Source organism: Promicromonospora sp. NPDC023805 (assembly GCF_040639635.1).
Lineage (GTDB): Bacteria > Actinomycetota > Actinomycetes > Actinomycetales > Cellulomonadaceae > Promicromonospora.
Genome location: NZ_JBFAAH010000023.1, coordinates 1 through 25041, shown reverse-complemented (window position 1 = coordinate 25041; position 25041 = coordinate 1). Strand labels below are relative to the sequence as shown.

The following is a 25041-nucleotide window of genomic DNA, read 5'->3' as shown; positions in this document are numbered from 1 at the left end:
GAATCTCAGGCACTCCTCAGGAACCGGTCGCACACTGGAAGCATGGCTACTCCTGAAGCGCGTCTCGTCGTGGTCGACGACGAACCGAACATTCGCGAGCTCCTGTCCACCTCCCTGCGCTTCGCGGGCTTCGAGGTGCATGCGGCAGCGGACGGCAACGGCGCACTTCAGCTCGTCCGCGACGTCGAGCCCGACCTCGTGGTGCTCGACGTGATGCTCCCCGACATGGACGGCTTCACCGTGACCCGCCGGATGCGGGCGACCGGCAGGCACACCCCCGTCGTCTTCCTGACCGCGAAGGACGACACGCAGGACAAGGTGCAGGGCCTCACCGTCGGCGGCGACGACTACGTGACCAAGCCCTTCAGCCTCGAAGAGGTGGTGGCCCGGATCCGCGCGGTGCTGCGCCGCACCGGTGTGCCCGCCCCCGAGGAGGAGGCGGTGCTGCACGTCGGAGACCTCGAGATGGACGAGGACTCGCACGAGGTGCGGCGCGCCGGCGTCGAGGTGGACCTGTCCCCCACCGAGTTCAAGCTGCTGCGCTACCTCATGCTCAACTCCGGCCGCGTCCTGTCCAAGGCGCAGATCCTGGACCACGTGTGGCAGTACGACTGGGGCGGCGACGCGAACATCGTCGAGTCGTACATCTCCTACCTGCGGCGCAAGATCGACACCCTGGAGATCGACGGCGAGACCCTGCCACCCCTGATCCACACGAAGCGCGGAGTGGGGTATCTGCTCCGCGCTCCGCAGCCCGCCCGTGCTTGAGCGGGCCAAGGAGCGCCTGTCCGGCATCCCCCTGCGCGCCCGGCTGGTCGCGATCATCTCGCTGCTGCTCGCGGCGGGGCTGGGCATCGCGGCGGTCGCGACGACGACTGTGGTGTCGGGCTTCCTCGTCCAGCAGGTGGACGACCATCTGCGCACGACCGCTCTCAACCCCAGCGAGGTACTGAAGGCGTCCTCGCAAGGGCTGCCCAGCGACTACTACGTCGAGGGTGTGGGCGAGGAGGGCGGGCACAGCACGCAGGGCACTTGGGCGATCACGCGCTACGGCAAGCCGGAGCTGCCGGACATGACGTACGAGGAGGCCGCGTCGGGCGGTGGCGAGCCGTTCACGGTCCCTGGGACGGACCACTCCGCGGGGAGCAAGAGCTGGCGTGCCATCGCCCTGGTCGGCAGACTCCAGGCGACCGGTGAACGTGCTGTCGTCTACATCGCGCTGCCCCTGGCCGCCATGGACCGGACGATCTCGATAGTGACCCGCACCCTGATCATGTCCGGCCTGGGCATCGTGCTGCTCGGCGGGCTCACGGCATGGGTGCTCGTCGAACGGTCGCTCCGGTCGCTCCGGTCGGTGGAGCACACCGCGGCCCAGATCGCGGCGGGCGACCTCTCGCAGCGCGTCCCCGAGGCTCCGGCCGGCACGGAGATGGGCTCCCTCGCGGCGTCGCTCAACGCGATGCTGACGCAGATCGAGCGGGCCTTCGCCGCACAGGAGGCCTCAGAGGTGCGGATGCGCCAGTTCGTCTCGGACGCGTCGCACGAGCTGCGCACTCCGGTCGCGACGATCCGCGGGTACGGCGAGCTGTACCGGATGGGCGCCCTGGACAGCACGGAGAAGGTCGACGACACGATGCTCCGCATCGAGGACGCCGCACGCCGCATGGGCACGCTGGTCAACGACCTGCTGGTGCTCGCCCGGCTCGACGAGGGCCGCCCGATCGCCCGGGCCGACGTCGACCTGGTCGCGCTCGCACGCGACTCCGTCCAGGACCTGCACGCACTGGACCCGACGCGCGAGGTCGCGCTGGTACCGCTCGACGCCGACGCCGCCCCGGACGACCCGGCGGGTCAGGTACCCGACACACTGGTCGTGGAGGGCGACGGCGATCGCCTGCGGCAGGTGGTCACCAACCTCATCGGCAACGTCGCGCGGCACACCCCTGCGGGTACGCCCGCGGAGATCGCGCTCGGCGTGCGGAAGGACGACGGCGTGGCGGTGCTCGAGGTGCGCGACCACGGCCCCGGCCTCAGCGAGGAGCAAGGCCGCAGGATCTTCGAGCGGTTCTATCGCGCGGACTCGTCCCGCACCCGCGAGTCCGGCGGCTCGGGGCTCGGCATGGCGATCGTCGCGGCAATCGTGGGCACGCACGGTGGGCACGTCGAGGTAGCGCCGACCGACGGTGGCGGCCTCACCGTCCAGGTCACCCTGCCGCTCTGAGCCACGACACGACGTGTCGGAGTCGTGACCAGCATCCAAGACGGTAGTAGTCGCCGCTGACCCATTCGGTAATAGGCTGGCGGTGCAGTGACCGACATCGACCGTTAGGCAGAATTCACATGGGCGTGCTCACGTCTGACGCGCCGCAGTGGTTGCTCACGTCCTTCGTCCGCAGTGCGCTGGGCGCGGGGGCCACGGCGGGGACCGAGGCGATCGAGGAAGTCGGTCAGGGTCTTCTGGGCCGCTGGGCCGACGAGCGCCGGGCGTTTCACAACCTGCGCCACCTCGCCGCCGTCCTGCACCGGGTGGACCAGCTGGCCGAGGAGACGCACGAACCCGACCTGGTGCGCCTCGCCGCCTGGTACCACGGTGCGGTGTTCAGCTCCGACAAGAAGGTGGCGGAGGCCTCGCAGGGTGGCGAGCAGTCGACCGCCTCCGCGCTCCTCGCCCACGACGAGCTGACCGGGCTCGGGGTGCCCGCACGTGCGGCCGACCGGGTGGCCGCGCTGGTCAACGCCATAGTTCGGCATGCGCCGAACCCCACGGACTTCGACGCCGCGGTGCTGAACGACGCCGACCTCGCGATGCTCGCCGCCGAGCCCCAGCGCTACAAGGAGTACAAGGCTGCGGTGCGTGCGGAGTACGCGCACATCCCGATCGAGGACTACCTCAGGGCGCGGATCCGGGTCATCGAGCGACTGCTCGCCCGTAAGTCGCTGTTCCTGAGCCCGATGGGCGCCGCGTGGGAGGAGCCCGCGCGGCAGAACCTCGACATGGAGCTGCACCGGCTGCGCAAGGAGCAGTCGAAGCTCGACGCCGTCTGAGCCGGACCCTCCCCACGGCCGGGCAGCGTTCCGAGCACGACCACACCTCCGGCTGGGGCGCGCCTGTGCACAGCCGCCCCCGGACACGCTCCGCCGTCGGGCCGCACGTACCTACCGTCGGATGGACGACGCCGGACGGGCCGGCGCGCGGGAGGGATGACCATGCGGTTCGAGGTCGACAGCGACCAGGTGGAGCAGGCGGGCGCGGCAGTGGCGGGCTCGGTGGCGGCCGTGCGGACGGAGGTGGGGGCGCTGATGCGCAATCTCGACGCCCTGCAGGCGACCTGGCACGGCCCGGCGGCCGCCGCGTTCGGCGGCACCGTCGCGCAGTGGCGTGGGGCGCAGGCACAGGTGGAGGGCGCCCTGGACGCGATCCAGGCGGCCCTGGCGGCCGCTGCGCGCACCTATGCGGAGGCGGAGGCGGCAGCGGTTCGCATGTTCTCCTGACGAGTCCGCACGACAATTCTCACGAACAAATGGCCGACGCCGGCCGGTCGCCCTCCGTAGGGAGGGTGACCGACCGGCGTCGGACAAGGTGCCTGGGCCGGGGCCCGGGCGGGTCAGGCAGGACTCAGAAGTCCATGCCGCCCATGCCACCGGTCGGGTCGCCGCCCTGGGCGCCCGCGGGCTCCGGCTTGTCGGCGACGACTGCCTCGGTGGTGAGGAACAGCGCGGCGATGGAGGCCGCGTTCTGCAGAGCAGAACGGGTCACCTTGACCGGGTCGTTCACACCGGCGGCGAGCAGGTCCTCGTACACGCCGGTCGCGGCGTTCAGGCCGTGACCGGTGGGGAGGTTGCGCACCTTCTCCGCCACGACGCCGCCCTCGAGGCCGGCGTTGATGGCGATCTGCTTGAGCGGGGCGTCGATCGCGGCACGCACGATCGAGGCACCGATCGCCTCGTCGCCCTCGAGCTCGAGCTTGGCGAACGCGACGGCACCGGCCTGGATGAGGGCCACGCCACCACCGGCGACGATGCCCTCTTCGACGGCAGCCTTCGCGTTGCGAACGGCGTCCTCGATGCGGTGCTTGCGCTCCTTGAGCTCAACCTCGGTGGCCGCGCCGGCCTTGATGACGGCGACGCCACCGGCCAGCTTGGCGAGGCGCTCCTGCAGCTTCTCGCGGTCGTAGTCCGAGTCGGACTTGTCGATCTCGCTGCGGATCTGGTTCACGCGACCGGCGATGAGGTCGGCCTCGCCGGCACCCTCGACGATCGTGGTCTCGTCCTTGGTGACGACGACCTTGCGCGCCTGGCCGAGCTCCTCGAGCGTGGCGTTCTCCAGCTTGAGGCCCACCGTCTCGGTGATGACCTGTGCGCCGGTGAGGATCGCGATGTCCTGCAGCATGGCCTTGCGGCGGTCGCCGAAGCCCGGAGCCTTGACGGCGACGGACTTGAAGGTGCCACGGATCTTGTTCAGCACCAGGGTCGCCAGGGCCTCGCCCTCGACGTCCTCGGCGATGATGAGGAGCGACTTGCCCGACTTCATGACCTGGTCGAGCAGCGGCAGCATGTCCTTGACGCTCGAGATCTTCGACTCGACGATCAGGACGTACGGGTCCTCGAGCACGGCTTCCTGGCGCTCGGGGTCCGTCTCGAAGTAGCGGGCAAGGAAGCCCTTGTCGAAGCGCATACCCTCGGTGAGCTCGAGCTCGAGGCCGAAGGTGTTCGACTCCTCGACGGTGATGACGCCTTCCTTGCCCACCTTGTCGAGGGCCTCGGCGATGAGCTCGCCGATCGCCGGGTCACCGGCCGAGATGGCGGCCGTGGCGGCGATCTCTTCCTTGGTCTCGATGTCCTTGGCGGCGTTCAGCAGCTGCTCGGTGACGGCCTCGACGGCCTTCTCGATGCCACGCTTGATGGCGATCGGGTTGGCACCGGCGGCAACGACGCGCAGGCCCTCCTTCACGAGCGCCTGGGCGAGCACGGTGGCGGTGGTGGTGCCGTCACCCGCGACGTCGTCAGTCTTCTTGGCGACCTCCTTGACGAGCTCCGCGCCGATCCGCTCGAACGGGTCGTCGAGCTCGATCTCCTTGGCGATCGAGACACCGTCGTTCGTGATCGTGGGGGCGCCCCACTTCTTGTCAAGAACAACGTTGCGGCCCTTCGGGCCGAGCGTGACCTTCACCGTGTCGGCGAGCTGGTTGAGCCCGCGCTCCATGCTCCGACGAGCTACCTCGTCGAAAGCGATGATCTTGGCCATGGGGATGAATCCTCCGCTGGTGGCTTGTCCAGGCCGGCCGGTGCCCGCGACGGACGGCCTGCCGTCCCGACGATCATGTCTCGCCGTGACCGGAGGCCTCACCATTCGACCCTTGCTGTCACTCTCGAACGGAGAGTGCTAAGACATTATTGGCACTCGGACCATGAGAGTGCAAGACGCGTCCGGGTCGGGTGGGTCACGGACGGAGGTCCGGCAGCGAGCGGACGTCGAACTCCCGCAGCAGCGCCCGGCGGGCCGCGTACCAGCCACCCATCCCGTGCACGCCCGGCCCGGGCGGGGTCGAGGCGGAGCACAGGTAGAGCCCCTCGGCGACCTGGTAGGGGTCGGGTGCGAGCGTGGGGCGCGCGACCATCTGCCACATCGTGGCCGCCCCTGCGGAGATGTCGCCACCCGGGTAGTTCTGGTTGTGCCGCTCCATCTGTGCGGCCGGTATGCACCGCGAACCGACGACGACGTCGCGGAAGCCGGGCGCGAACCGCTCGATCTGCCTGGTCACCGCCTCCGTGACGTCCTGCGTGGATCCCGCCGGCACGTGCGCGTACGTCCACAAGGGCCGCTGGGGACCGCGCGGCCGGCTCGGGTCGGCGACGCTCGGGTCGCTGACCAGGACCACCGGGTGGTCGGCATGCAGCCCGTGCGCGACGCTGTCCTCCGCGGCCACCAGCTCGGCCCGCGTGCCGCCGACGTGCACGGTGGAGGCACGCCCGACGTCGGGCACCTGCCAGGGCACCGGGCCGTCGAGGACGAAGTCGACCTTGGCCGCCGCGTTCCCGTACCGGAACCGTCGCAGGGCAGCACGGCGCCCCGGCCGGACCCGGTCCCCGGCGATCCGGAGCAGTGTGCTGGGCGTGGTGTCGAAGAAGACGGCGCGCGCGGGCGGCAGGTCGGACCAGCTCTCGACCCGGCGGCCGGTCTCGACGGTTCCTCCGTGCGCCTCCAGGTCGCGGACCATCGCGTTCACTATCGCCTGGGAGCCGCCGACCGGGATCGCCCAGCCGCCGTCGGCGTGCGCGAGCGCCGCGAGGAGCAGGGCCGTCCCCGCGCCCCCGAGCGACGGGAGCGGTGTGATGTTGTGTGCCGCGACACCGGTGAGCAGCGCCTTGGCCTCGTCCGTGAGGAACCTGCGGTCCCAGCGGGGCCCGCCCTGCTCGAGGAGCGCGGAGCCGAAGTGCAGACCAGGCCCGACCATCGAGGCGAGCGCCCGCACGGGGAGCGTGTGCCCGCCGGAACCGGGCACGCCCTCCACCATGCCGCGCACCGTGCGCTTGTCCCCCAGGGCGAGCGCCGTGACCTGCCGCCAGTGGGCGGTGAGCGGGCCCAGCAGGTCGCCCCAGGCGTCGCCGTCGGGCCCGAGCCGGTCGGCGGTTCGAGCCAGGTCGCGGAAGGCGATGCCCGCGCGTCCGCCGTCGAGCGGATGGGCGTAGGCGACCTCGGGCGCGACGAGCTCGACACCGCGTGCGGAGAGATCGAAGGAGCGGAAGAACGGCGACGCCCAGGCCATGGGGTGCACGGCGGAGCAGAGGTCGAACAGCATGCCGTCCGCGAGCTCGGGGATCGCGACGGTGCGGGCGCCGCCACCGATCGTCGGCTCGGCCTCGAGGACCCGGACCCCTAGCCCCGCGCGGGCGAGCGTCACCGCGGCCGCCAGGCCGTTGGGTCCTGAACCCACCACTACCGCGTCGAGCAGGGTCACTCCCCCATCGAATCACGGTATCGGGCCGGACGGCCCATGGCGGGGGCAGTCCTACCGGTCGAGGCTCGCCTGGCGGGGGACCAGGTGCCAGAACGAGCAGCCGCGGTACGGGCGGCTGCTCGGCGGCGTCGGGCATCATCGTCCGGCTGCGCAGCAACAACGGTCGTCGTCGACCGTCCAGATCGGACGCCGGGGTCTGGGTCCCGGCAGTCCTGGGGGGGCGGCGGGCGACGGGCGGGCACTTCCCGCCCGTCGTCCCATCGAATCAGAGTGGACGAACCTGCTCTGCCTGCGGGCCCTTCTGTCCCTGCCCCACCTCGAATTCCACTTCCTGCCCCTCGTCGAGGGACCGGTAGCCATCGGACTGGATCGCGCTGTAGTGAACAAAAAGGTCCTGGCCGCCGGCAGTCGGGGTAATAAAGCCATACCCCTTCTCGGCGTTGAACCACTTGACGGTGCCCTGGGCCATGCGTAGTTCTCCTTGTACCTCTGCACGGGACACTCGGTCGACCCGTGGTGGTTCGAGCCTAGTGGTCCGGCTCACACCAGGGAACCCTCTATGTCCCGTATGAGGTATTAAGCGGATGGCGAACGGGCAGGTCAGAGGCTTGGGGCATAGTCCGGTCAGGCGGATATCAACCTGGTGGTACGAGCCGGACGGAGAATCGTCCACACTCCGGCCCTGCCCGGGAGCCGACCAGTGGTTGACCGAAAGCCGACGACAACGCTGCCATCGGCACGCTCAGCCGGCCGGCGTCATCAGCCAGTCGGCGCGGTGAACAGGAAGACCCAGACTGCCTGCTCCGAGCTCGTCACGGCGTCGTTCTGGACGACGTTGGCCTCGGGGATGCCCAGGATCGCGGCGGCCGCCTTGGCTTCCTTGTCACGCCCGTTGCCGTACCAGACGACGTTGGTCCCGGCCGAGGTGACGGCCGAGAGGTCGGCCTCCGGGGGTGTCGCGGTGAACTCCGACCCACCGAGGCCGCCGGAGACGAGTTTCGTATTGGACTCGTCCGCGAGACCCTCGACGGTCCCGAGGTTGAACACCATGTACTTCGCAGCGGGATCGGCCGCCGCGACCAGCTCTTCCACGCTCTGCCCAGGCGTCTCCGCCGACGCCGTCGGGCTCGGCGAGCCGCTTGTCTCCGGGGCTGAACCGGATTCCGAGGTCGAGGCCGAGGCCGACGGGCTGCCCTGCGCCTCTGCAGGGTCGTCCTCTCCGGACAGCAGCGTGATGCCGCCCCACGCCACGGCGGCGCACACTACGGCGACCAGCAGGAACGGCCAGGCCGAGCTCCAACCGCTACGCGGCGCACGGTGCACACCCACGGGTGCGCCCCCGGGGACAGCGACGTCGAACTCGTCGGGCGGGTAGGGGTAGCCACTCTTCGTCACGGCAGAGAGAGTAGCGGGTCGTTGTGACGGATCGGTGCCCGCTCAGTGGTTCTCATCGGCCAACCGTCGTGCAGAGCGCCCTCGCTGGCGGGTCGATCGGACCCTGCGCAGGCGTTTGACCAGCATCGGGTCGTGCTCAAGGGCGGCAGGAGTGTCGATCAGCGCATTCAAAACCTGGTAGTAGCGCGTGGCCGTCAGATCGAAGAGTTCCCGTGCCGCCTCCTCTTTGGCGCCTGCATACTTCCACCAGCGGCGCTCGAACGCGAGAATCTCCCGGTCGCGGTCCGAGAGCTTGTTCTCGGCACCGTCGACCCGCTCGACATCAGGGCTGCCGGCCCCGGGAGCAAGCACCTCGCTCACCGGCTCACCGCGTACCCGAAGGACGTGACTGTTCTTCACTCTTCCCCTTTCACAGTGTCAACACGCCGACCCGCCCCTCGACGCCGAAACAGGACCTCCGCGGATACCGCTACGGGAGGCGCCAGTCGACCGGCTGCGCGCCCTGCTGCTCGAGCAGCGCGTTCGCCCGCGAGAACGGCTTCGACCCGAAGAATCCGTTGCGCGCCGACAGCGGCGAGGGGTGTGCGCTCTCGACGACCGGCACGTCCCCGAGCCACGGCTTCAGGTTGCGCGCCTTCGCGCCCCACAGGATCGCCACGAGCGGACCGCCCCGCGCCACCAGCGCACGGATCGCCGCCTCCGTGATCTCCTCCCAGCCCTTGCCCGCGTGGGAGTCGGATGCGCCGGGCCTGCAGGTGAGGGTCCTGTTCAGCAGCATGACCCCCTGATCGGCCCACGGCCGCAGGTCGCCGTTCGACGGCAGCGGGGCGCCGAGGTCGTCCTGCATCTCCTTGTAGATGTTGACCAGCGACCGCGGCACCGGCCGCACCTCCGGCTGCACCGAGAACGACAGCCCCATGGCATGGCCCGGCGTCGGATACGGGTCCTGGCCCACGATGAGCACGCGCACGTCCGCGAGCGGCCGCTTGAACGCCGCGAGGACGTTCTCGCCCGCTGGCACGTAGGTGCGCCCCTGGGCGACCTCGGCGCGCAGGAAGTCACCCATCGCGTGGATGCGCGGTTCGACGTCTACCAGTGCCTCCGCCCAGTCCGGTGCGACCACCTGCGACAACGGGGGCGGGGCCGAGGCGGCAGCAGTGTCGACAGGGGGCGTCGGGTTCACGATGGTCTCCACGTTCAGGAGGTTACCGGCACCCTCCGACACTGCCAGTTTGTGCTGCCCGTCACACCCCCGAGCCGACGAGTTCCCCGCTCCGAGCGGGAGAATGGGCGCTGTGAGCGCCACGACGATCCCAGACCCGGAAGGCCGGTCCCCCGACCTCCCCACCGCCGCACCCGTCCGCTGGGCGCGGTACGTCGCCATGGGCGACTCCTTCTCGGAGGGCCTGTGGGACCCGTACCCCGACGCCCCGGACATCCAGCGCGGCTGGGCCGACAACCTCGCGGCAGTCCTCTCGTCACGCCGGATCGCAGCAGGCCAGGTGCCGCTCGAGTACGCGAACCTCGCGATCCGCGGCCGCAAGCTGCGCCCGATCATCGCCGAGCAGCTCGACGTCACCATCGGGGCCCAGCCGGACCTCGTGTCCCTGGTGGGTGGCGGCAACGACATCCTGCGCGCCTCGGCCGACATCGACGCGATCTCGAGCGCCCTGGAGGACGCCGTCGTCGCGCTCCGGGCGTCCGGTGCCGACGTCCTGATGGGTACCGGGTTCAAAGCCGGCGCCGCCCTGAGCTGGACCAACGGCCGCGTGGGCGCCTTCAACGCGAACGTCTGGTCCATCGCCCGCCGGACCGGCGCGCACGTCCTGGACCTGTGGGGCATGCGGGCGCTGGGCGACCTGCGCCTCTGGTCCGACGACCGCATCCACCTCACCCCCGAGGGGCACCAGCGGGTGGCGAACGCGGCGCTGGACGCGCTCGGTCTCGATCCGGACGACGCCGCCTACGACACCCCGCTCAATGCCGCCCCGCCGGCAGCCTTCCGCGAGACGGCGAGCGCCAACGCGGCGTGGATGCGCCAGCACGTGGGCCCATGGGTCAGGCGCCGCCTGACAGGCACCTCCAGCGGCGACGGCCGCACCGCGAAATGGCCGACGCCGCAGCAGTGGCCGCGCGCGTAACCGCGCGTCCGCCCGTAGGATCGGCAGGTGAATCTCTGAGGCTCTCCGGTGTTTGCACCGGGGAGCCTCCGCCGTTCCGGATTCCCCGTTCGCCGAGTAACTTAACATTCTAGATGGTACAGTTACTGCCATGACGATGAGCCCGCCGGTCGACGCTCCCGTGTCGCTGCTCGGCCCCCGACGGCGCTGGACGCTCCTGGTGACGGTAGGCGCGGGCCTGCTGCTGATCACCCTGGACAACTCGATCCTGTACACGGCGCTGCCGACCCTCACCCGGGAGCTGGACGCGAGCTGGACCGAGAGCCTCTGGATCATCAACGCGTACCCGCTGGTGATGACCGGGCTCCTGCTGGGCACGGGAACCCTTGGCGACCGGTTCGGCCACCGGCTCATGTTCCTGGCCGGTCTCGTGGTGTTCGGGCTCGCCTCCTTCCTGGCGGCCACGGCACCCACGCCGGAGGTCCTGATCGCCGCGCGCGGCCTGCTGGCCGTCGGCGCGGCGGCGATGATGCCTGCCACGCTCGCCCTGATCCGGGTGGCCTTCGTCAACGAGCGCGAGCGCAACATAGCGATCAGCGTGTGGGGCAGCCTCTCCGTGGTGGGCGGCGCGCTCGGACCGATCGTCGGCGGCGCCCTGCTCGAGCACTTCGCCTGGGGCTCGATCTTCCTGATCAACGTGCCGGTCGTCCTCGTAGCCCTGGTCCTCGGGGTCGCCGTCGCCCCGGCCGACGACCCGCACCCGGGCACGAAGTGGGACTTCATCTCCTCGGTGCAGGCCCTGGTCACGCTCGTCGGCCTCGTGGTGCTGATCAAGGAGGTCGTCAAGATCGACCGCTCGGGAACGGTGCTGCTCAGCGCGGTGCTGGCGACGGTCGTCGGGTGGTGGCTCTTCGTCCGCAGGCAGCGGCGTCTGCCGTTCCCGCTGCTGGACCTGTCGATCTTCCGCAACGCCGCGTTCGCCTCCGGTGTGCTGGCCGCCGCGTTCGCCATGTTCGCGATGGGCGGCCTGCAGCTGGCCACCACCCAGCGGTTCCAGCTCGTTGCGGGCTTCTCGCCCCTCGAGTCGGGACTGCTGGTGGCCGCCGTCGCGATCGGCTCCCTGCCGTCGTCGATCCTCGGCGGTGCCTTCCTGCACGTCGTCGGCCTGCGGCTCCTGATCGGCGGCGGCCTCGGCGTGGGCGCCGTCGGGGTGGCGTGGACCCTGGCCGCCGTCCCGCACGGGATGGGGTGGCTGCTCGGTGGCCTGTTCGTCACGGGCCTCGGCCTGGGCGCGGCGATGTCCGTGGCCTCGACGGCGATCATCGGCAACGTACCCGCCCGCCGGGCGGGCATGGCCTCCTCGGTGGAGGAGGTCTCCTACGAGTTCGGCAGCCTCGCCGCGGTGGCGCTGCTCGGCTCTCTGCTGACCACCATCTACACCCTCACCGTCCGCCTGCCCGTCGGTGCCCCGGCAGAGGCCCGCCGGTCCCTGACCGACGCCCTGGCCGCACCCGGCAGCGGGCCCGAGGTCCTCGACGCCGCGTTCCGCGCGTTCGGCAACAGCTACTCGACGGTCATGGTCGTCTGCGCGGGGGTCCTCACGGTCGGTGCGATCGTCACGACCGTGCTGCTCCGCGCCTACGGGCCCGGATCGGCGTCCTCCGCCTACGGCTCCGGCCACTGACCCCTCGACCGAGCACCCCGGAGACCCCGTGCGACCGAGCAACCGCGACCGCATCCTCGACGCCGCCGTCCGCGTCATCCAGCGTGAGGGCGTCACCGCCGTCACCTTCGACTCCGTGGCGGCCGAGGCAGAGCTGACGCGCGGCGGGATCATGTACCACTTCCCGTCCCGCGAGGACCTGCTCGTCGCCATCCACCAGCACCTCGCCGACCGCTGGGAGGCCTCCCTCCTGGCTGAGGCAGGCCGGCCCGCCGATGAGCTCACCGCCGACGAGCGCCTGTCCGCCTACATCCGCGTGAACGCCCGGTCCGCGACCCGCGCCGAGCTGCAGCTCATGCTGGAGTCGGCCACGCACCCCGAGTGGGCAGCCCCGTGGAACGGCGTCCTGGAACGCTGGGCACCCGTTCCCACCGACGTCGGAACCGACGCCGCGTCCATGGCCCGGCTCGTCACCAGGCTCGCCGCCGACGGGCTGTGGATGTTCGAGGCGCTCGCCTACCGCGACCTGCCGGAGGCGCAGCGCCGCGCGGTGGCGGAGCACCTGGTGCGTGCGGTTGGTGCTCCGGATCTGTAGCTTGATCCGGAGCAGGGCCGATGTGCGATTGGAAGACTAGAAGCCGTGCGATCAGAAGACTAGAAGCCGTGCGATCGGTAGACTAGGCCCATGGGCGACTACCAACGACGCATCGTCGATGCGACCCTCGACGAGCTCCAGCCGCATCTCAGAGCCCTGTCCATCCATGGCCCAAAAGGTGTCGGCAAGACGGCCACGGCCATGCAGCGCGCAGCGTCCGTCATTGATCTCAGCCTTCTGCGCCAGCGTGAGCTGGTCACCGCCGCCCCGGAGGTCCTGACAGACCTGCCTGGCCCAGTCCTCGTCGACGAGTGGCAGCGGCTCCCCGAAGTCTGGGACCACGTTCGACGTGCGGTGGACGCCGGATCGGGCCCGGGACATTTCATTCTCGCTGGCAGCTCAGCACCACGAGGGGCTGTGATTCACTCCGGCGCGGGACGAGTCGTGCCCATGCGCATGCGCCCGCTGAGCCTCGCGGAACGGCACGTCGAGAATCCGACCGTCAGCCTGGCCGCCCTCCTCGACGGCAACCAGGACGTCGCGGGGAGCACGTCCTTCCGACTCGGTGGCTATGTCGAAGAGATTGTTGCTTCAGGGTTCCCTGCGATCCGTTCGCTCCAAGGCCGGGTTCGCCGAGCAGAGCTGGACGCGTACCTTCAGAACGTGGTCCATCGGGAGTTCCCCGAGCAGGGCTACCCCGTGCGCAAGCCGGAGGTCCTCCGTGCCTGGCTCGCTGCCTATGCCGCGGCCACGTCGTCGACCACGACGTACTCGAAGATCCTTGATGCCGCGACAGCAGGCCTGTCCAAGCCTGCGAAAGAGACGACCATCGCCTACCGCGACGCTCTCTCGTCGCTCTGGCTGCTCGATGCCGTTCCGCCCTGGATTCCGAGCCACAATCACCTCGACCGTCTGGCGCAGTCGCCGAAGCACCAGCTCGCCGACCCTGCACTGGCCGCACGGCTCCTCGGACTCGACGCTCCGGCGCTGCTGCGCGCGGACCAGGGCAGCACCCAGCTCACAGAAGGCACGATCCTCGGCGCCCTCTTCGAGCATCTGACAGCACTCAGTGTCCACACCTATGCAGAGGCTGCCGAGGCCCGACTCCACCATCTGCGGACGCAGAACGGCAACCATGAGGTCGACCTGGTTGTCGTGTGCCCGGATGGCAGAGTGCTTGCCATCGAGGTCAAGCTGGCAGACCGAGTCGAGGATACCGACGTCAAGCACATCAATTGGCTCCGCGACCGGATCGGAGACGATCTGATCGACGCTGTCGTCATCTACTCCGGCGAGTACGCCTACCGGCGTCGGGACGGCGTCGCCGTCGTCCCGCTCGCGCTGCTGGGGCCGTGAACTATTAGCAGGCCGGGGCCGCCGTCCAGCTGGCATCACACATAGGTACGTGGTTCGGACCAGGTGCCATTGCTAGCCTCCTGGCGTGCACGAGCCGCCAACCGATGTAGAGATCCACGAGCTCCTTACTACCGTGCAACGGTCGTGGGATCCGGCTGTGGAGGTGCTGGAACATCTGGCGGTCGGATTTGGAGCCCACCATTGGCAGGCCCGTGTGGACGGCAAGGCGCGCTATTTCGTCACCCTCGATGGGCTGCTGGCAGGCCGCCGTACGCTACAGACATTGCGTGCCGCGTACGCAGGTGCGTCGGCCCTGGCCCAGCAAGGGTTGAACTTTGTGGCGGCGCCGATCGAGCCGTCCGTCGTGCCGTTTGGCGACCGCGCGGTGAGCGTCACTCCGTGGCTCGACGGAACTCCGACGAAGGTGATCGACAGGGCCGCCACGGAGGCGATGCTCCAACGACTCCATGCCGTCGATCCGACGACGCTTGGCGTCGAGCTGCCCTCGTGGGGACCCGTCGTCGGTCCCGATCTGGCCGACCACGTCGCAGCGCGCGTGCTGCAACCCTGGTCGGACGGGCCGTACGGCGCGAGGAGCCGGGAAGCCGTGGCCGTGGCGCTGGACGACGTTCGTCGTTGGACCGCCCGCTACGCCGAGCTCGGCAGGATAGCGCGCACCCGCCGCTGGGTGCCGACCCATGGTGAACCGGGAGGGCACAACCAAACTGATCACCGCGTCGAAGACCGTGCTTGTCGACTGGGAGACACTGAGGCTCGCTCCAGCGGAACGGGACCTACGAACCCTCGGCAGCGGCGATCGTCTGATGCTCGAGATGTTCGACCTCGAATGGCGACTTGGCGAGATCAGCAAATACACCACTTGGTTCGCCGGACCGCACGGCGACACCGCGGATGATCGCTCTGCTTTCGAAGACCTCATGCACGAGTTGACCCGGTAGCGCCGCGAGAGAGTCAGGCAAGTGGTCAGGCCGTAGCCGCCGCACAACTTCGGGAACGACAGCAGGCCAGCACCGCATTGGCGCTGACCTGCCGGACCATCTGGAGCCGCCTGTCGGGTTCGAACCGACGACCTTCCGCTTACAAGGCGTCCAAGACTCGCCCCAGGGGCACCGCCAGACGCTGTAGGCGCGGAAAGACGTCGTTGCCCCTCGCCGCCCGTCGGTCCTCGTCGCTGGCTATTGTCAGGCAAATTGTCAGGCAGCCACCGTGGACGGCGTTGCGGGTTTGCGGCTCTGCCCTCGTCATAGGTGGGCTTCGTGGGGTCCCTGTCCCTCCGGCATCCGGCGGCGCGGGGCACGTCTCGGACATCGGTTCTGCTGGCAGTGCAACAGGTCCCGCCCGTCGAGCTGGTGGTGACGTGGTGCTCCTGGTCGGCGGGACCTGTTGCACTGTCGGCGGGTTCGGTGTCAGGGTCCCGGTCAAGCCGTTGGATGCCGGAGGGACAGGGGCACCACGGGCGTTTACCTGCCCCTCTGGTGTTCGGTTGGTGCCCGACGGAGTCACTGCCTGAGAGCTGAACTACGAAGAGACGGTCTCGACCACATGCGTCGGGACCGTCTCTTCGTGTTTGGGGCCGGTAGGCCGTCGGGGTGCGGTGGGGTGCGCGAGGGCCGCTTGCGGCCCGGAGCGCGGGGCCCCATCGCGGGCCCCCGCCGGCCGAACGGCCCTGCGCGCCGGAGGCGCGCCTTGAGCCAGTAAAGAAAGTCCTCACAGCGGGCGCATCGCTCACGTGGTGGGTAGCGGGCCGCCCGTGAGGTAGTTGATCACTTCGCGGACCCGGGTGACGTCGTGCCCGGTCGGCTCGACCTTCTGCACGCGGTCGATGGACAGCGTGGTGGGCTGTTCCGCGATCGCCCAAGACTCGGCGTCGAGCCGTACGCGGGTGGGCCAAGGGCGTTCACGGCTGGTCATCGGCACGGCCAGGACGAGCTGGCGACGGTCGTGGAAGCGCTCGTCGGAGAGGACAAGGTAGGGGCGGCGACCGCGTTGCTCGCGTCCCACGGTCGGTGACATGTCGGCCCAGATGACGTCACCGCGCCGGATAGGGCTCACGTGGTGGGCTCCGCGTCGTCGGCGTGCCGCTCGACCTCGGCCAGGGCTACGGCCTCGTTGGCGGAGAACTCGGCCCAGTCGTCGGTGTCGTAGGCCCCACCGTCGTCCATGCGCGCCCAGAAGTCCTGTTCGGCCTCTTCCTCGGCCTTCTCCTTGACGAGCTGTTCGAGGTAGGCGGCCTGGGACATGCCGTGGGACTGGGCAAGGTGACTCACCTTGTCCCGTGTCGTCGTGCTTACTCGAATGCTAGTCATCGCGCTCATACACTCAATGTAGCCGCGAAACGCATACATGAGAAGTAGTGGGGGTATGAAGCAGGGCTCCAGGAAAGTTCTCCCGGAGCCCTGCTTCGTGTCGACGCACTCGCGCATCACGTCCCTACCTGGCGTCGAGTTGCCCCATGTCGGCGGTGACAGCGTCTGCGCCAGCGGCTTGCAACTCGTCACCCCGGCGCGGCGTCTTGGCATATCCGATGCACGGCACGCCCACTGCTAGTGAGACCTCGACGTCAGAGACGGAGTCGCCGATGAACGCAGCGCGGCGCGGCTCGATGCGGAGGAGCCGCAGCGCTTCTTCCACGGTGTGTGTGTTGGGCTTCATGAGGTCAGGTCTGCCGGTCGGTCGGCCGATGACGGCGGCGACGTACGGAGTGAGGGTCCAGCGTTCGAGGTAGGCGCGGATCGCTGCTTCGGCGTTGTTGCTCACGATCACCACAGGCTTGCCTCGCTGGTGGCAGCGAGCCAGCAAGTCATGCGTGCCGTGGGTCGGTTCGGCTGAGTACGCGGCAGTCGTCTCGGCGTCGTCGCATACAGCCTCAACGTCAGCTAGGACTTGGGGCGCATTGTCAGCGGCCCAGCGCAGAACAGCGAGGTGGTCGCTGGTGGTGCCGATGTGGTTGTCCAGGGCGATGTCGTGCATGAGCAGCGGTACTCGTGCCGCGTTCGCCACCTCGAGATTTGCGGGCGCAGGGATCAGCGGCGTGACGGGTCCGTCGAAGTCGAGCAAGACGGCATCTGCTACGGCGAACAGTTCTGCGGCGTCGCTCATGCGTCGGCCTTGGTGGCAATGGTGTCCCACACGCTGTCGAACCAGAGACGAGCCTGGGCGACGAACTGGGTCCCGGGCGACTCGGGGTCGCCGTCGTCGGTGTAGTGGAACAGCTCGGAGTCTTTGCCAAGTGAGTCGTAGGTGGCGAGGCGGTCGTCGCCGTCGCGGATCTCGTGCTCGCGGACCGGGTAGAACCCGAAGAACACATCCATCCCGCTGAGGATGTAGGCCTTGAACAGTGGGGCTGAACCGTGAACCCGGGATTCCACCGCGGCGTTGCGGACCAGGCCGAGGTCGTGCAGTTCCTCGATGTTGTCGCGGATCGCGCCGAGGCGTCGGGCGCTGATCGCTGCCGTGCGGGCCGTCGAGCAACTACGGGCGCAGTCAGAGTGGCAGGCCGGGCAGCGCCTCCGGCACGTCGAGCGGTGGAAGACGACGGTCGCTCATGACTTGGTCTTCACCACGCGGTATGGGACACCGTTGTCTGCTGAGAACGTCCGGCGTGACTTCCGCAAGGCGCTGGAACTGGTGCCGAGTATCGAGGATCCAGCCGCGTGGACGACGAAGGAGCTGCGTCAGTCGTTCGTCTCTGTCATGTCGTCCGAGGGCGTGCTGATCGAGGAGATTTCGCGCCTCGTCGGTCACAACAACACCCAGGTCACGGAGCGGGTCTACCGCAAGGAACTGCGACCGGTGATCCAGACCGGTGCCCGGGCGATGAACTCCGTCATCGGCACTGTTGAGGTCTCCCTGGGCGATATGGAGCCGCTGTTCAGCGTCGCAGAGGCGCGCGGTGGTCGGGATGCTTAGCCAGAGCGTTTGTCAGGCAGATTGTCAGGCAGAGCCCGATTCGCTGGCCCGGGGAAGCCAGCAGGCCAGCACCGAAATGGCGCTGACCTGCCGGACCATCTGGAGCCGCCTGTCGGGTTCGAACCGACGACCTTCCGCTTACAAGGCGGGAGCTCTACCAGCTGAGCTAAGGCGGCAGGCGGGGACCAGCCTAACGGTTCCTATCACCAGTCCGCTTCCAGAATGCGATCCGGCATGAGCAGGTTGTCAGTTCCGTGCCGAACCGCTTGACGGCGGCGGACCTTCGTGGGCCGTGGCACAGAAGACGGCGGGGTCCCGGGCCGCAGCCCGGGACCCCGCCGTCCACAGCCTGTGGATTACTCGGAAGGCTCCGCGGACGGCTCCGCAGAAGGCTCCTCGGAGGCGGGCGCCTCACCGGTGATGGCCTCAGTCAGGCCGCCGGGGGCCTGCCAGCCCTCGAACCGCTCGCCGTCGATCACCACGGTGGGCGTACCGAAGCCGCCCTCGGCGTTCAGGAGAGACTTGGTGCTGCCCGCAACCTCCGACGAAGCAGTGACCCACTCCGCGTAGGTGTCGTCCGCGTCGCCGCTGGCGATCCCGGCAGCGACATCGGCAGGCACGCCGGCCTGCTCCGCGACCTGGGCGAGCTGCTCGTCGGACAGACCGGGGGTGTTCTCCTCCGGCTGGCTCGCGAACAGCGCCTCGTGGAACGCGTTGAACTGCTCCGGCGCCTTGTCGGCGACCCACGCGGCAGCCGACGCCGCACGCGTCGAGTACTCGGTGCCCTGCGACGCTCGGTTCAGGATCGAGACCGGGTGCACCACCAGCGTGAGGTCACCGGCCTCGCGCATCTCGGTGATGCTCGCATTGTTCAGCGACTCGAACTGGCCGCAGATCGGGCACATGTAGTCCACGTACACGTCGAGCGTCTTGGCGCCCTCGTTCTCGGTGCCCGCAACGCCGTCGGCACCGACCGGGATACCGGTCTGCTCGACGACGCCGGCCGGGAGGTTGTCGACCTTCTCCATGGGCGTCTTCTGGCCCTCGAGGATGATCAGCACCACGGCCCCGATCAGGACGATGATGCCGAGCACGAGCGCGCTCACCACGATCAGGCGGCTGCGCTTCTCGCGCGACTGCTGCTTCTTCTGGAGGGCAAGGGCCTCGGCACGGGCGGCGTCTCGACGCTGTGCCTTGGTCTGATTCGTCGACATCGGGGTCCTTCGAGATGCGGGCCAATGGGGCGAGGCGCCGCAGGCGCCCAATGCAAGACTACAAGTGCTCGCTGGGAGACGGCTGGACGTTTCGTTACGATCCCGGCACCCAGCCTGTGGATCACCACACGACGTCGGGGCGGTCTGCCAAGGGCCACCACAGCACGTCCACCGAGCCGTCGAACAACGGCTGCGCGGCGAGCACCGCGAGCGCCAGCACGACCACGACGAGGATGACCTTGGGTCCCCAGCCAGGCGCGATCCGGCGCAGCAGCGGCCCGGCCCCGACGCGTGTCCCGTACGACGCCGGTCCGAACCACGCGACGACCACTGTCACCAGCATCGCGATGCCGAGCACGAGGCTGTCGACGATCTGCTCGTTCATACCGCCCACCGAGCGTGCCTCGACGGTCTGGATGGGGGCGATGATCACGTTGCCGGGCGCGAACACGATGAGCCCGAGCAGCACGACGATGACGCCGGCGCAGAGGGCGACCGCGGCGGCGGGCAGCACGCCAAGCACCGCGCGCACGAGATGCCAGGGCGACAGGAGGGTCGCCACCAGCGCGTCGCCCCGGCCCGGGCCGCGTCGCGCGCGGCGGTCGCGGAACTCGTCGACGGCGATCCCAGCCAGCCGGGACATGATCATCAGCGCGACGAGCAGCACGACGGCGACGCCTGGCTGGGTGGTGGCGAGCGCCACGAGCGCGAGCCCCACGACGGCGAACAGCCCTCGGTAGCCGGTGACGTGCGTGGGATTCGCCTGCTCGGGGGTGTGTGCCGGTGCGACAGACGGCGGAGCAGGGCGTGGGGCACCGCCCGCCCGCCCCGTGACCGACCGTCCTCTGGCCGCCCCCGCGACGGCGGCAGCACCCGCGGCGGCGCCGACCCCCACGCCGCCGGCCGCCTCTGACACCGGGTGTGACAGGAGGCCCTGCGGCATGACCCGCGTCGAGCCGAGGTCTGCGGGCGTCGAGGCGGTGCGGGCGTCGGCGGAGCCGAGCACCGCCGTCGGGCCGGCCGAACCGTCGGAGCCCGTCGTCGCGGCGATGAACGCCTCCGACTCGGCCTTGAGCGCTCGGGCCACCTCGTCGGGCCCCCAGCGTTCGACGGGCACCGCTCGGAGTGCCGCACCCAGTGCCCGTGCCGTGCGCGGGGGCAGCCCGTCGAGGTCTGCCTGGCCCTGCCGCGAGCGCCGCAGCACGAGCTCGGTGGGCCGCACGCCGAACGGTGCGCGGCCGGTGCCGGAGAACGCGAGCACGGCGGCCCAGGACCACCAGTCGGTGTCGGGGCCGGGCTCCGCGCCGTCGAGCAGCTCCGGAGCGAGGTAGCCGGGGGTACCCATGACGAACCCGGTCCGGGTGGCCCGGGCGTCGCCCGGTCCCTGGGCGAGACCGAAGTCGATGAGGACCGGCCCGCTGCGCGCGATGAGCACGTTGGACGGGGTGAGGTCGCGGTGCACGACCCCGGTGCCGTGCACGGCCTCGAGCGCGTCGGCGAGCTGGTCGGCGAGCTCGAAGAGGTCCCGGGAGTCGAGGGGCCCGCGCTCGTCGATCTCCTCCTCGAGCGTGGGCCCCTCGACGAGCTCGGTGACGATGAAGGCCTCGGGCCCTTCGAGCTCGGCGTCCAGCACGCGGGCCACTGCCGGGTGCCGCAGGCCCTGGAGCGCGGCGGCCTCGCGGCGCAGCCGTTCGCGGGCGGCGGGGTCGTCGAGGTGGCGGTGCAGCATCTTGAGCGCCACGGCCTGCCCGCCGTCGTCCTCCGCGCGGTAGACGGCGCCCATGGCGCCCGACCCGATCTCGCGCACGACCGTGTAACCACCGAGCTTCGAGCCGGCCGCAGGGCCGGCGCCGTTCGGGATCGAGATCGAGGTCTCCACCTCCTTCATGAGGCACACCGTAGTCGTCGCGGGCAGCGGACGCCCGGCATTCCCGCGCACGCGAGCAGCGAGTGAACAGCCTGCTCGTTACCCTGAGCAGGCAAGAGGCGCCGCTACTCTTGGCACTGGACAGCGAGACTCTTCTACAACCAAGGAGCAGTACATTGCCGGGTAAAGACGGGTACGATCTGGTCGTCGTCGCGAACCGACTTCCAGTTGACTTCTCGGTCGGCCCAGATGGCGATCTCACCTGGCAGAGGTCGCCTGGCGGCCTCGTCACCGCGCTGGAACCGGTGATGCAGGACGCCGACGGCGCCTGGGTCGGCTGGTCGGGCGCTCCCGACCTCGCCCACGACCCGTTCGAGGCGGACGGCATGCTGCTGGTCCCCGTGACGCTGAGCGCGGTCGAGATCGAGCGCTACTACGAGGGCTTCTCCAACGGCACCCTCTGGCCGCTGTACCACGACGTCATCGAGCGCCCCGACTACCACCGCCAGTGGTGGGACGCGTACCGCCGGGTCAACCAGCGCTTCGCCGACGCCGCCGCCGAGCAGGCCGCAGAGGGCGGCGTCGTCTGGGTGCACGACTACCAGCTCCAGCTCGTCCCCCGCATGCTGCGCGACCTGCGCCCCGACCTCCGCATCGGGTTCTTCGACCACATCCCGTTCCCGCCGGTCGAGCTGTTCGCGCAGCTCCCGTGGCGCCGCCAGATCATCGACGGCCTGCTGGGTGCCGACCTCGTCGGGTTCCAGCGCACCGGGGACGCCGCGAACTTCGTGCGTTCCGCGCGCCGCCTCACCGGCTACACCACGCGCGGCCCGATCATCACGATCCCGGACGCCGACGGGCGCCCCGGCCGGCACGTGCGCGCGTCGTCGTTCCCCATCTCCATCGACTCCCACCGGTTCGACACCCTCGCGCGCACGCCAGAGGTGCAGGCCCGGGCCAAGGAGATCAAGGCCGACCTCGGCAACCCCGAGACCCTGATGCTCGGCGTCGACCGGCTCGACTACACCAAGGGCATCCGGCACCGCATCAAGGCGTACGGCGAGCTGCTCGACGACGGCCGCCTCGACGTCGAGCACGCGACCCTCGTGCAGGTGGCGAGCCCGAGCCGCGAGAACGTCGGTGCCTACCAGGAGCTCCGCGAGCACGTCGAGGTCCTGGTGGGCCGGATCAACGGCGAGTACGGCGAGCTGGGCCACTCCGCCATCCACTACCTGCACCACTCCTATCCGCCGGAGGAGATGGCGGCGCTCTACCTGGCCGCCGACGTCCTGCTCGTGACGTCGCTGCGCGACGGCATGAACCTGGTCGCCAAGGAGTACATCGCCGCACGCTCCGACGAGCGCGGCGCCCTGGTGCTGAGCGAGTTCACCGGCGCGGCCGACGAGCTCTCCCCCGGCCCGCTGCTGGTCAACCCGCACGACATCGACGGCATGAAGGACATCATCGTGGCCGCCGCGACCATGGACCCCAAGGAGCAGCGGCGGCGCATGCGCCGCCTGCGCCGCAAGGTCCTGTCCGACGACGTCGCGAAGTGGTCGGAGACCTTCCTCGGCGTGCTCACCGCCGTGCCGCCCCGGCCGCTCACGGTGGACCCGCGCTCCGCGGAGCCGCGCCACCACAACCTCCGCGACGCGCTGACGGCGTTCACCACCGTGCCCGACGGCGTACCCGCGCGCGGCCGGCTCGCCCGCATGGGCAACGGGAACGGACGGCGCAGGAAGCCGACCACCGGCTGGCTGCTCGCGTGCGACTTCGACGGGACCCTCGCGCCGCTGGTCGACGATCCCAAGGCATCCACGATGACGCGCGCCGCACGCGCCGCCATCGAGGAGCTGCACGCGCTCGCGCAGGACGCTCCGGTGCGCCTGGCGTTCATCTCCGGCCGGGACCTGTCCGACCTCGCGGAGCGGACGGTCGCCCCCGACGGCACGTTCCTGGTCGGCAGCCACGGCGCCGAGGCAGGCCGGGCCACCACCACCGGCGTCGAGCAGGTGCCGTTCCACCTGACCACCGTCCAGTCCGGGCAGCTCGACGCGCTGGTCGCCGGGTTCGAGTCCGCGGTATCGGGCCGGGAGGGGGCGTGGGTGCAGGTCAAGCCCGCCGCCGCCGTCGTGCACACACGCCTGGCGAGCGTGGACGACGCCGCCGCCATCACCGTGGCCGCCGACGAGGTGGCCGCCAACCTTGGCCTGCCCCCGATGCACGGCAAGGACGTGGTGGAGGTGTCGGTAGTGCCGACCAGCAAGGGCGAGGCCCTGCGCCGGCTGCGGGGCACCGTGGCGGCCGAGCTGGGGGTCGAGAAGGTGCGCGTCCTGTACGCGGGCGACGACACCACCGACGAGCACGCCTTCGGCGCGCTCGAGTCCGGCGACCTGTCGATCAAGGTGGGAACCGGCGACACGCTCGCCTCGCACCGCGTCCCGGACCCGGACGCTCTGGCCGCCGTCCTCGCCGATCTCTCGCGCACGCTGCGGAGCGAGGACTGACCCGATCGTGACCCGGTCGATACCTCGACCTTGACGAACCGGGGTACGATCGCGCTGCAAGTGTCACAGCCGACACGTGAGTGGAAGCAACGGCACCCGACCACAACGGATCGTCCGGCACGTACCTGCCGGTGGAGGGATGTACTAGTCATGGCTACGGTCACTTTCGATCACGCGACTCGCGTCTACCCGGGCACTGAGCGCCCGGCTGTGGACCAGCTGAACCTGGAGATCGAGGACGGCGAGTTCCTCGTCCTCGTCGGCCCGTCCGGCTGCGGTAAGTCCACCTCGCTGCGCATGCTCGCAGGCCTTGAGGACGTCAACGGCGGGCACATCTTCATCGGTGACCGCGACGTCACCGACGTGCAGCCCAAGGACCGCGACATCGCGATGGTCTTCCAGAACTACGCGCTGTACCCCCACATGTCGGTGGCGGACAACATGGGCTTCGCCCTGAAGATCGCTGGCACGCCCAAGGCGGAGATCCGCCAGCGCGTCGAGGAAGCCGCGAAGATCCTCGACCTCACCGAGTACCTGGACCGCAAGCCGAAGGCCCTCTCGGGTGGCCAGCGTCAGCGTGTCGCCATGGGCCGCGCCATCGTGCGTCAGCCCCAGGTGTTCCTCATGGACGAGCCGCTGTCGAACCTCGACGCCAAGCTCCGTGTCCAGACCCGTACGCAGATCGCGTCGCTGCAGCGTCGCCTGGGCGTCACCACGGTCTACGTGACCCACGACCAGACCGAGGCGCTCACCATGGGTGACCGCATCGCCGTCCTGAACCACGGTGTGCTCCAGCAGGTCGGTACCCCGCGCGAGATGTACGACCGCCCGAACAACGTGTTCGTCGCCGGCTTCATCGGCTCGCCCGCCATGAACATCGGCACGTTCGACGTCAAGGAGGGTGTCGTCAAGGTCGGCTCCGCCGACGTCCCGCTCGAGCGTTCCATCGCGAGCGAGCTCACCGAGGCCGACGGCGGCAAGGTGACCCTGGGCTTCCGGCCCGAGGCGCTCGACGTCGTCCCGGTCGGCACCCCCGGCTCGTTCGACGTCGAGGTCAACCTCGTCGAGGAGCTCGGCTCGGACGCGTTCGTCTACGGCACCCTCAAGGGCGACACGGAGCTGAACCTCACCGCCGGTGAGACCAACCAGCTCATCGTGCGCATCGACCCGCGCAGCGTCCCGGACAAGGGCGACCTCATCGCCGTCGCGATCGAGGCCGGCCACTCGCACATCTTCTCCGCGACCTCTGGTGAGCGTCTCGGCTGATCGTCCGGCTGATCCCTCGGCTCGCTGAGGGAACGGTTACCTCCTCGGGGTGTGTTGCTGTGCGTGGACAATGTCCACGCACAGCAACACAACCCCCACGCCAATAAAAAAACCCCCCCCCCGCGTAACCCGGGAACAGCCCAGGGTTTGACCGACCGGCGGCCCGCGC

The 25041-nt window shown here is 69.8% G+C and carries 24 protein-coding genes and 1 tRNA gene; 12 read left to right on the top strand and 13 right to left on the bottom strand.

Features of this window, described 5'->3' with window-relative positions:
• The first annotated feature begins 42 nt into the window (after positions 1–42).
• The 4 genes from AB0F70_RS20525 to AB0F70_RS20510 all read left to right on the top strand — a co-directional run bounded on the left by AB0F70_RS20525 (position 43) and on the right by AB0F70_RS20510 (position 3492).
• Entirely contained in the window at positions 43–768 is a 726-nt protein-coding gene (locus AB0F70_RS20525) for a response regulator transcription factor (RefSeq protein ID WP_116676991.1), read from the top strand.
• A complete protein-coding gene (locus tag AB0F70_RS20520; protein ID WP_357452439.1) occupies positions 761–2221 on the top strand; it encodes a HAMP domain-containing sensor histidine kinase in 1461 nt (486 codons plus the stop codon). The genes AB0F70_RS20525 and AB0F70_RS20520 overlap by 8 nt, the downstream gene beginning before the upstream one ends.
• Before the next feature lie 119 nt (positions 2222–2340).
• Positions 2341–3045, top strand: a complete 705-nt coding sequence (locus AB0F70_RS20515; RefSeq protein WP_357452436.1) for a hypothetical protein — start codon at positions 2341–2343, stop codon at positions 3043–3045.
• A 162-nt stretch (positions 3046–3207) separates the two neighbouring features.
• Positions 3208–3492, top strand: a complete 285-nt coding sequence (locus tag AB0F70_RS20510; RefSeq protein WP_357452433.1) for a WXG100 family type VII secretion target — start codon at positions 3208–3210, stop codon at positions 3490–3492.
• A 124-nt stretch (positions 3493–3616) separates the two neighbouring features.
• On the opposite strand, the gene groL is transcribed toward AB0F70_RS20510, so the two are convergent.
• From groL to AB0F70_RS20480, 6 genes are all read right to left on the bottom strand, one after another.
• Positions 3617–5245 (bottom strand): chaperonin GroEL, encoded by a 1629-nt coding sequence (gene groL / locus AB0F70_RS20505; protein WP_357452430.1) that lies wholly within the window; start codon positions 5243–5245, stop codon positions 3617–3619.
• Between the two features lie 196 nt (positions 5246–5441).
• On the bottom strand, positions 5442–6959 hold the full coding sequence (locus tag AB0F70_RS20500; protein WP_357452427.1) for an NAD(P)/FAD-dependent oxidoreductase: 1518 nt from the start codon (positions 6957–6959) through the stop codon (positions 5442–5444).
• A 265-nt stretch (positions 6960–7224) separates the two neighbouring features.
• Positions 7225–7428 (bottom strand): cold-shock protein, encoded by a 204-nt coding sequence (locus AB0F70_RS20495; RefSeq protein WP_108493306.1) that lies wholly within the window; start codon positions 7426–7428, stop codon positions 7225–7227.
• A gap of 290 nt (positions 7429–7718) precedes the next feature.
• Positions 7719–8354, bottom strand: coding sequence for a hypothetical protein (locus AB0F70_RS20490; RefSeq protein ID WP_357452423.1), 636 nt, complete (start codon positions 8352–8354; stop codon positions 7719–7721).
• A gap of 42 nt (positions 8355–8396) precedes the next feature.
• Positions 8397–8705, bottom strand: coding sequence for a DUF3263 domain-containing protein (locus AB0F70_RS20485; RefSeq protein ID WP_357452643.1), 309 nt, complete (start codon positions 8703–8705; stop codon positions 8397–8399).
• Positions 8706–8823: 118 nt separating this feature from the next.
• Positions 8824–9540: a uracil-DNA glycosylase gene (locus AB0F70_RS20480; RefSeq protein WP_357452640.1), complete on the bottom strand. Its 717-nt coding sequence runs from the start codon at positions 9538–9540 to the stop codon at positions 8824–8826.
• A 109-nt stretch (positions 9541–9649) separates the two neighbouring features.
• On the opposite strand from AB0F70_RS20480, the gene AB0F70_RS20475 reads away from it, so the two are divergent.
• From AB0F70_RS20475 to AB0F70_RS20455, 5 genes are all read left to right on the top strand, one after another.
• The gene (locus AB0F70_RS20475) at positions 9650–10495 is read left to right on the top strand and encodes an SGNH/GDSL hydrolase family protein (RefSeq protein WP_357452419.1); all 846 of its coding nucleotides are present in this window, start codon (positions 9650–9652) and stop codon (positions 10493–10495) included.
• Positions 10496–10625: 130 nt separating this feature from the next.
• Positions 10626–12158: an MFS transporter gene (locus AB0F70_RS20470; protein WP_357452416.1), complete on the top strand. Its 1533-nt coding sequence runs from the start codon at positions 10626–10628 to the stop codon at positions 12156–12158.
• 28 nt (positions 12159–12186) lie between these two features.
• Positions 12187–12732 (top strand): TetR/AcrR family transcriptional regulator, encoded by a 546-nt coding sequence (locus AB0F70_RS20465; RefSeq protein WP_357452413.1) that lies wholly within the window; start codon positions 12187–12189, stop codon positions 12730–12732.
• 90 nt (positions 12733–12822) lie between these two features.
• Entirely contained in the window at positions 12823–14088 is a 1266-nt protein-coding gene (locus tag AB0F70_RS20460; RefSeq protein WP_357452410.1) for a DUF4143 domain-containing protein, read from the top strand.
• A 698-nt stretch (positions 14089–14786) separates the two neighbouring features.
• Complete coding sequence (locus AB0F70_RS20455; RefSeq protein ID WP_357452407.1) at positions 14787–15047, top strand: hypothetical protein; 261 nt, start codon at positions 14787–14789, stop codon at positions 15045–15047.
• Between the two features lie 787 nt (positions 15048–15834).
• On the opposite strand, the gene AB0F70_RS20450 is transcribed toward AB0F70_RS20455, so the two are convergent.
• From AB0F70_RS20450 to AB0F70_RS20435, 4 genes are all read right to left on the bottom strand, one after another.
• Positions 15835–16161, bottom strand: a complete 327-nt coding sequence (locus tag AB0F70_RS20450) for a type II toxin-antitoxin system PemK/MazF family toxin (protein WP_357452404.1) — start codon at positions 16159–16161, stop codon at positions 15835–15837.
• Positions 16158–16424, bottom strand: a complete 267-nt coding sequence (locus AB0F70_RS20445; RefSeq protein WP_357452401.1) for a hypothetical protein — start codon at positions 16422–16424, stop codon at positions 16158–16160. The genes AB0F70_RS20450 and AB0F70_RS20445 overlap by 4 nt, the downstream gene beginning before the upstream one ends.
• 115 nt (positions 16425–16539) lie before the next feature.
• Positions 16540–17208 (bottom strand): HAD family hydrolase, encoded by a 669-nt coding sequence (locus AB0F70_RS20440; protein ID WP_357452398.1) that lies wholly within the window; start codon positions 17206–17208, stop codon positions 16540–16542.
• A complete protein-coding gene (locus AB0F70_RS20435; protein ID WP_357452395.1) occupies positions 17205–17420 on the bottom strand; it encodes a hypothetical protein in 216 nt (71 codons plus the stop codon). The genes AB0F70_RS20440 and AB0F70_RS20435 overlap by 4 nt, the downstream gene beginning before the upstream one ends.
• Before the next feature lie 97 nt (positions 17421–17517).
• Between AB0F70_RS20435 and AB0F70_RS20430 the strand changes: the two genes are divergently transcribed.
• Entirely contained in the window at positions 17518–18018 is a 501-nt protein-coding gene (locus AB0F70_RS20430) for a tyrosine-type recombinase/integrase (protein WP_357452392.1), read from the top strand.
• A 100-nt stretch (positions 18019–18118) separates the two neighbouring features.
• Here AB0F70_RS20430 and AB0F70_RS20425 read toward each other — a convergent pair.
• The 3 genes from AB0F70_RS20425 to AB0F70_RS20415 form a co-directional block, all read right to left on the bottom strand.
• Positions 18119–18194: transfer RNA gene (locus AB0F70_RS20425), tRNA-Thr, on the bottom strand.
• A gap of 180 nt (positions 18195–18374) precedes the next feature.
• Positions 18375–19232 (bottom strand): thioredoxin domain-containing protein, encoded by an 858-nt coding sequence (locus AB0F70_RS20420; RefSeq protein ID WP_357452389.1) that lies wholly within the window; start codon positions 19230–19232, stop codon positions 18375–18377.
• A gap of 121 nt (positions 19233–19353) precedes the next feature.
• The gene (locus tag AB0F70_RS20415; RefSeq protein WP_357452386.1) at positions 19354–21120 is read right to left on the bottom strand and encodes a serine/threonine-protein kinase; all 1767 of its coding nucleotides are present in this window, start codon (positions 21118–21120) and stop codon (positions 19354–19356) included.
• A gap of 155 nt (positions 21121–21275) precedes the next feature.
• Between AB0F70_RS20415 and otsB the strand changes: the two genes are divergently transcribed.
• Both otsB and ugpC read left to right on the top strand, forming a co-directional pair.
• Positions 21276–23606, top strand: a complete 2331-nt coding sequence (gene otsB, locus AB0F70_RS20410) for a trehalose-phosphatase (RefSeq protein ID WP_357452383.1) — start codon at positions 21276–21278, stop codon at positions 23604–23606.
• 150 nt (positions 23607–23756) lie between these two features.
• Entirely contained in the window at positions 23757–24872 is a 1116-nt protein-coding gene (gene ugpC / locus AB0F70_RS20405) for a sn-glycerol-3-phosphate ABC transporter ATP-binding protein UgpC (RefSeq protein WP_357452380.1), read from the top strand.
• Positions 24873–25041: the final 169 nt, after the last annotated feature.

Coding starts and splice junctions, on each gene's coding strand:
- AB0F70_RS20525 (WP_116676991.1), top strand. CDS start 43: ATGGCTACTCCTGAAGCGCGTCTCGTCGTGGTCGACGACGAACCGAAC.
- AB0F70_RS20515 (WP_357452436.1), top strand. CDS start 2,341: ATGGGCGTGCTCACGTCTGACGCGCCGCAGTGGTTGCTCACGTCCTTC.
- AB0F70_RS20510 (WP_357452433.1), top strand. CDS start 3,208: ATGCGGTTCGAGGTCGACAGCGACCAGGTGGAGCAGGCGGGCGCGGCA.
- groL (WP_357452430.1), bottom strand. CDS start 5,245: ATGGCCAAGATCATCGCTTTCGACGAGGTAGCTCGTCGGAGCATGGAG.
- AB0F70_RS20495 (WP_108493306.1), bottom strand. CDS start 7,428: ATGGCCCAGGGCACCGTCAAGTGGTTCAACGCCGAGAAGGGGTATGGC.
- AB0F70_RS20470 (WP_357452416.1), top strand. CDS start 10,626: ATGACGATGAGCCCGCCGGTCGACGCTCCCGTGTCGCTGCTCGGCCCC.
- AB0F70_RS20460 (WP_357452410.1), top strand. CDS start 12,823: ATGGGCGACTACCAACGACGCATCGTCGATGCGACCCTCGACGAGCTC.
- AB0F70_RS20455 (WP_357452407.1), top strand. CDS start 14,787: ATGGTGAACCGGGAGGGCACAACCAAACTGATCACCGCGTCGAAGACC.
- AB0F70_RS20445 (WP_357452401.1), bottom strand. CDS start 16,424: ATGAGCGCGATGACTAGCATTCGAGTAAGCACGACGACACGGGACAAG.
- AB0F70_RS20440 (WP_357452398.1), bottom strand. CDS start 17,208: ATGAGCGACGCCGCAGAACTGTTCGCCGTAGCAGATGCCGTCTTGCTC.
- AB0F70_RS20435 (WP_357452395.1), bottom strand. CDS start 17,420: ATGGATGTGTTCTTCGGGTTCTACCCGGTCCGCGAGCACGAGATCCGC.
- AB0F70_RS20430 (WP_357452392.1), top strand. CDS start 17,518: ATGTTGTCGCGGATCGCGCCGAGGCGTCGGGCGCTGATCGCTGCCGTG.
- AB0F70_RS20420 (WP_357452389.1), bottom strand. CDS start 19,232: ATGTCGACGAATCAGACCAAGGCACAGCGTCGAGACGCCGCCCGTGCC.
- AB0F70_RS20415 (WP_357452386.1), bottom strand. CDS start 21,120: ATGAAGGAGGTGGAGACCTCGATCTCGATCCCGAACGGCGCCGGCCCT.
- ugpC (WP_357452380.1), top strand. CDS start 23,757: ATGGCTACGGTCACTTTCGATCACGCGACTCGCGTCTACCCGGGCACT.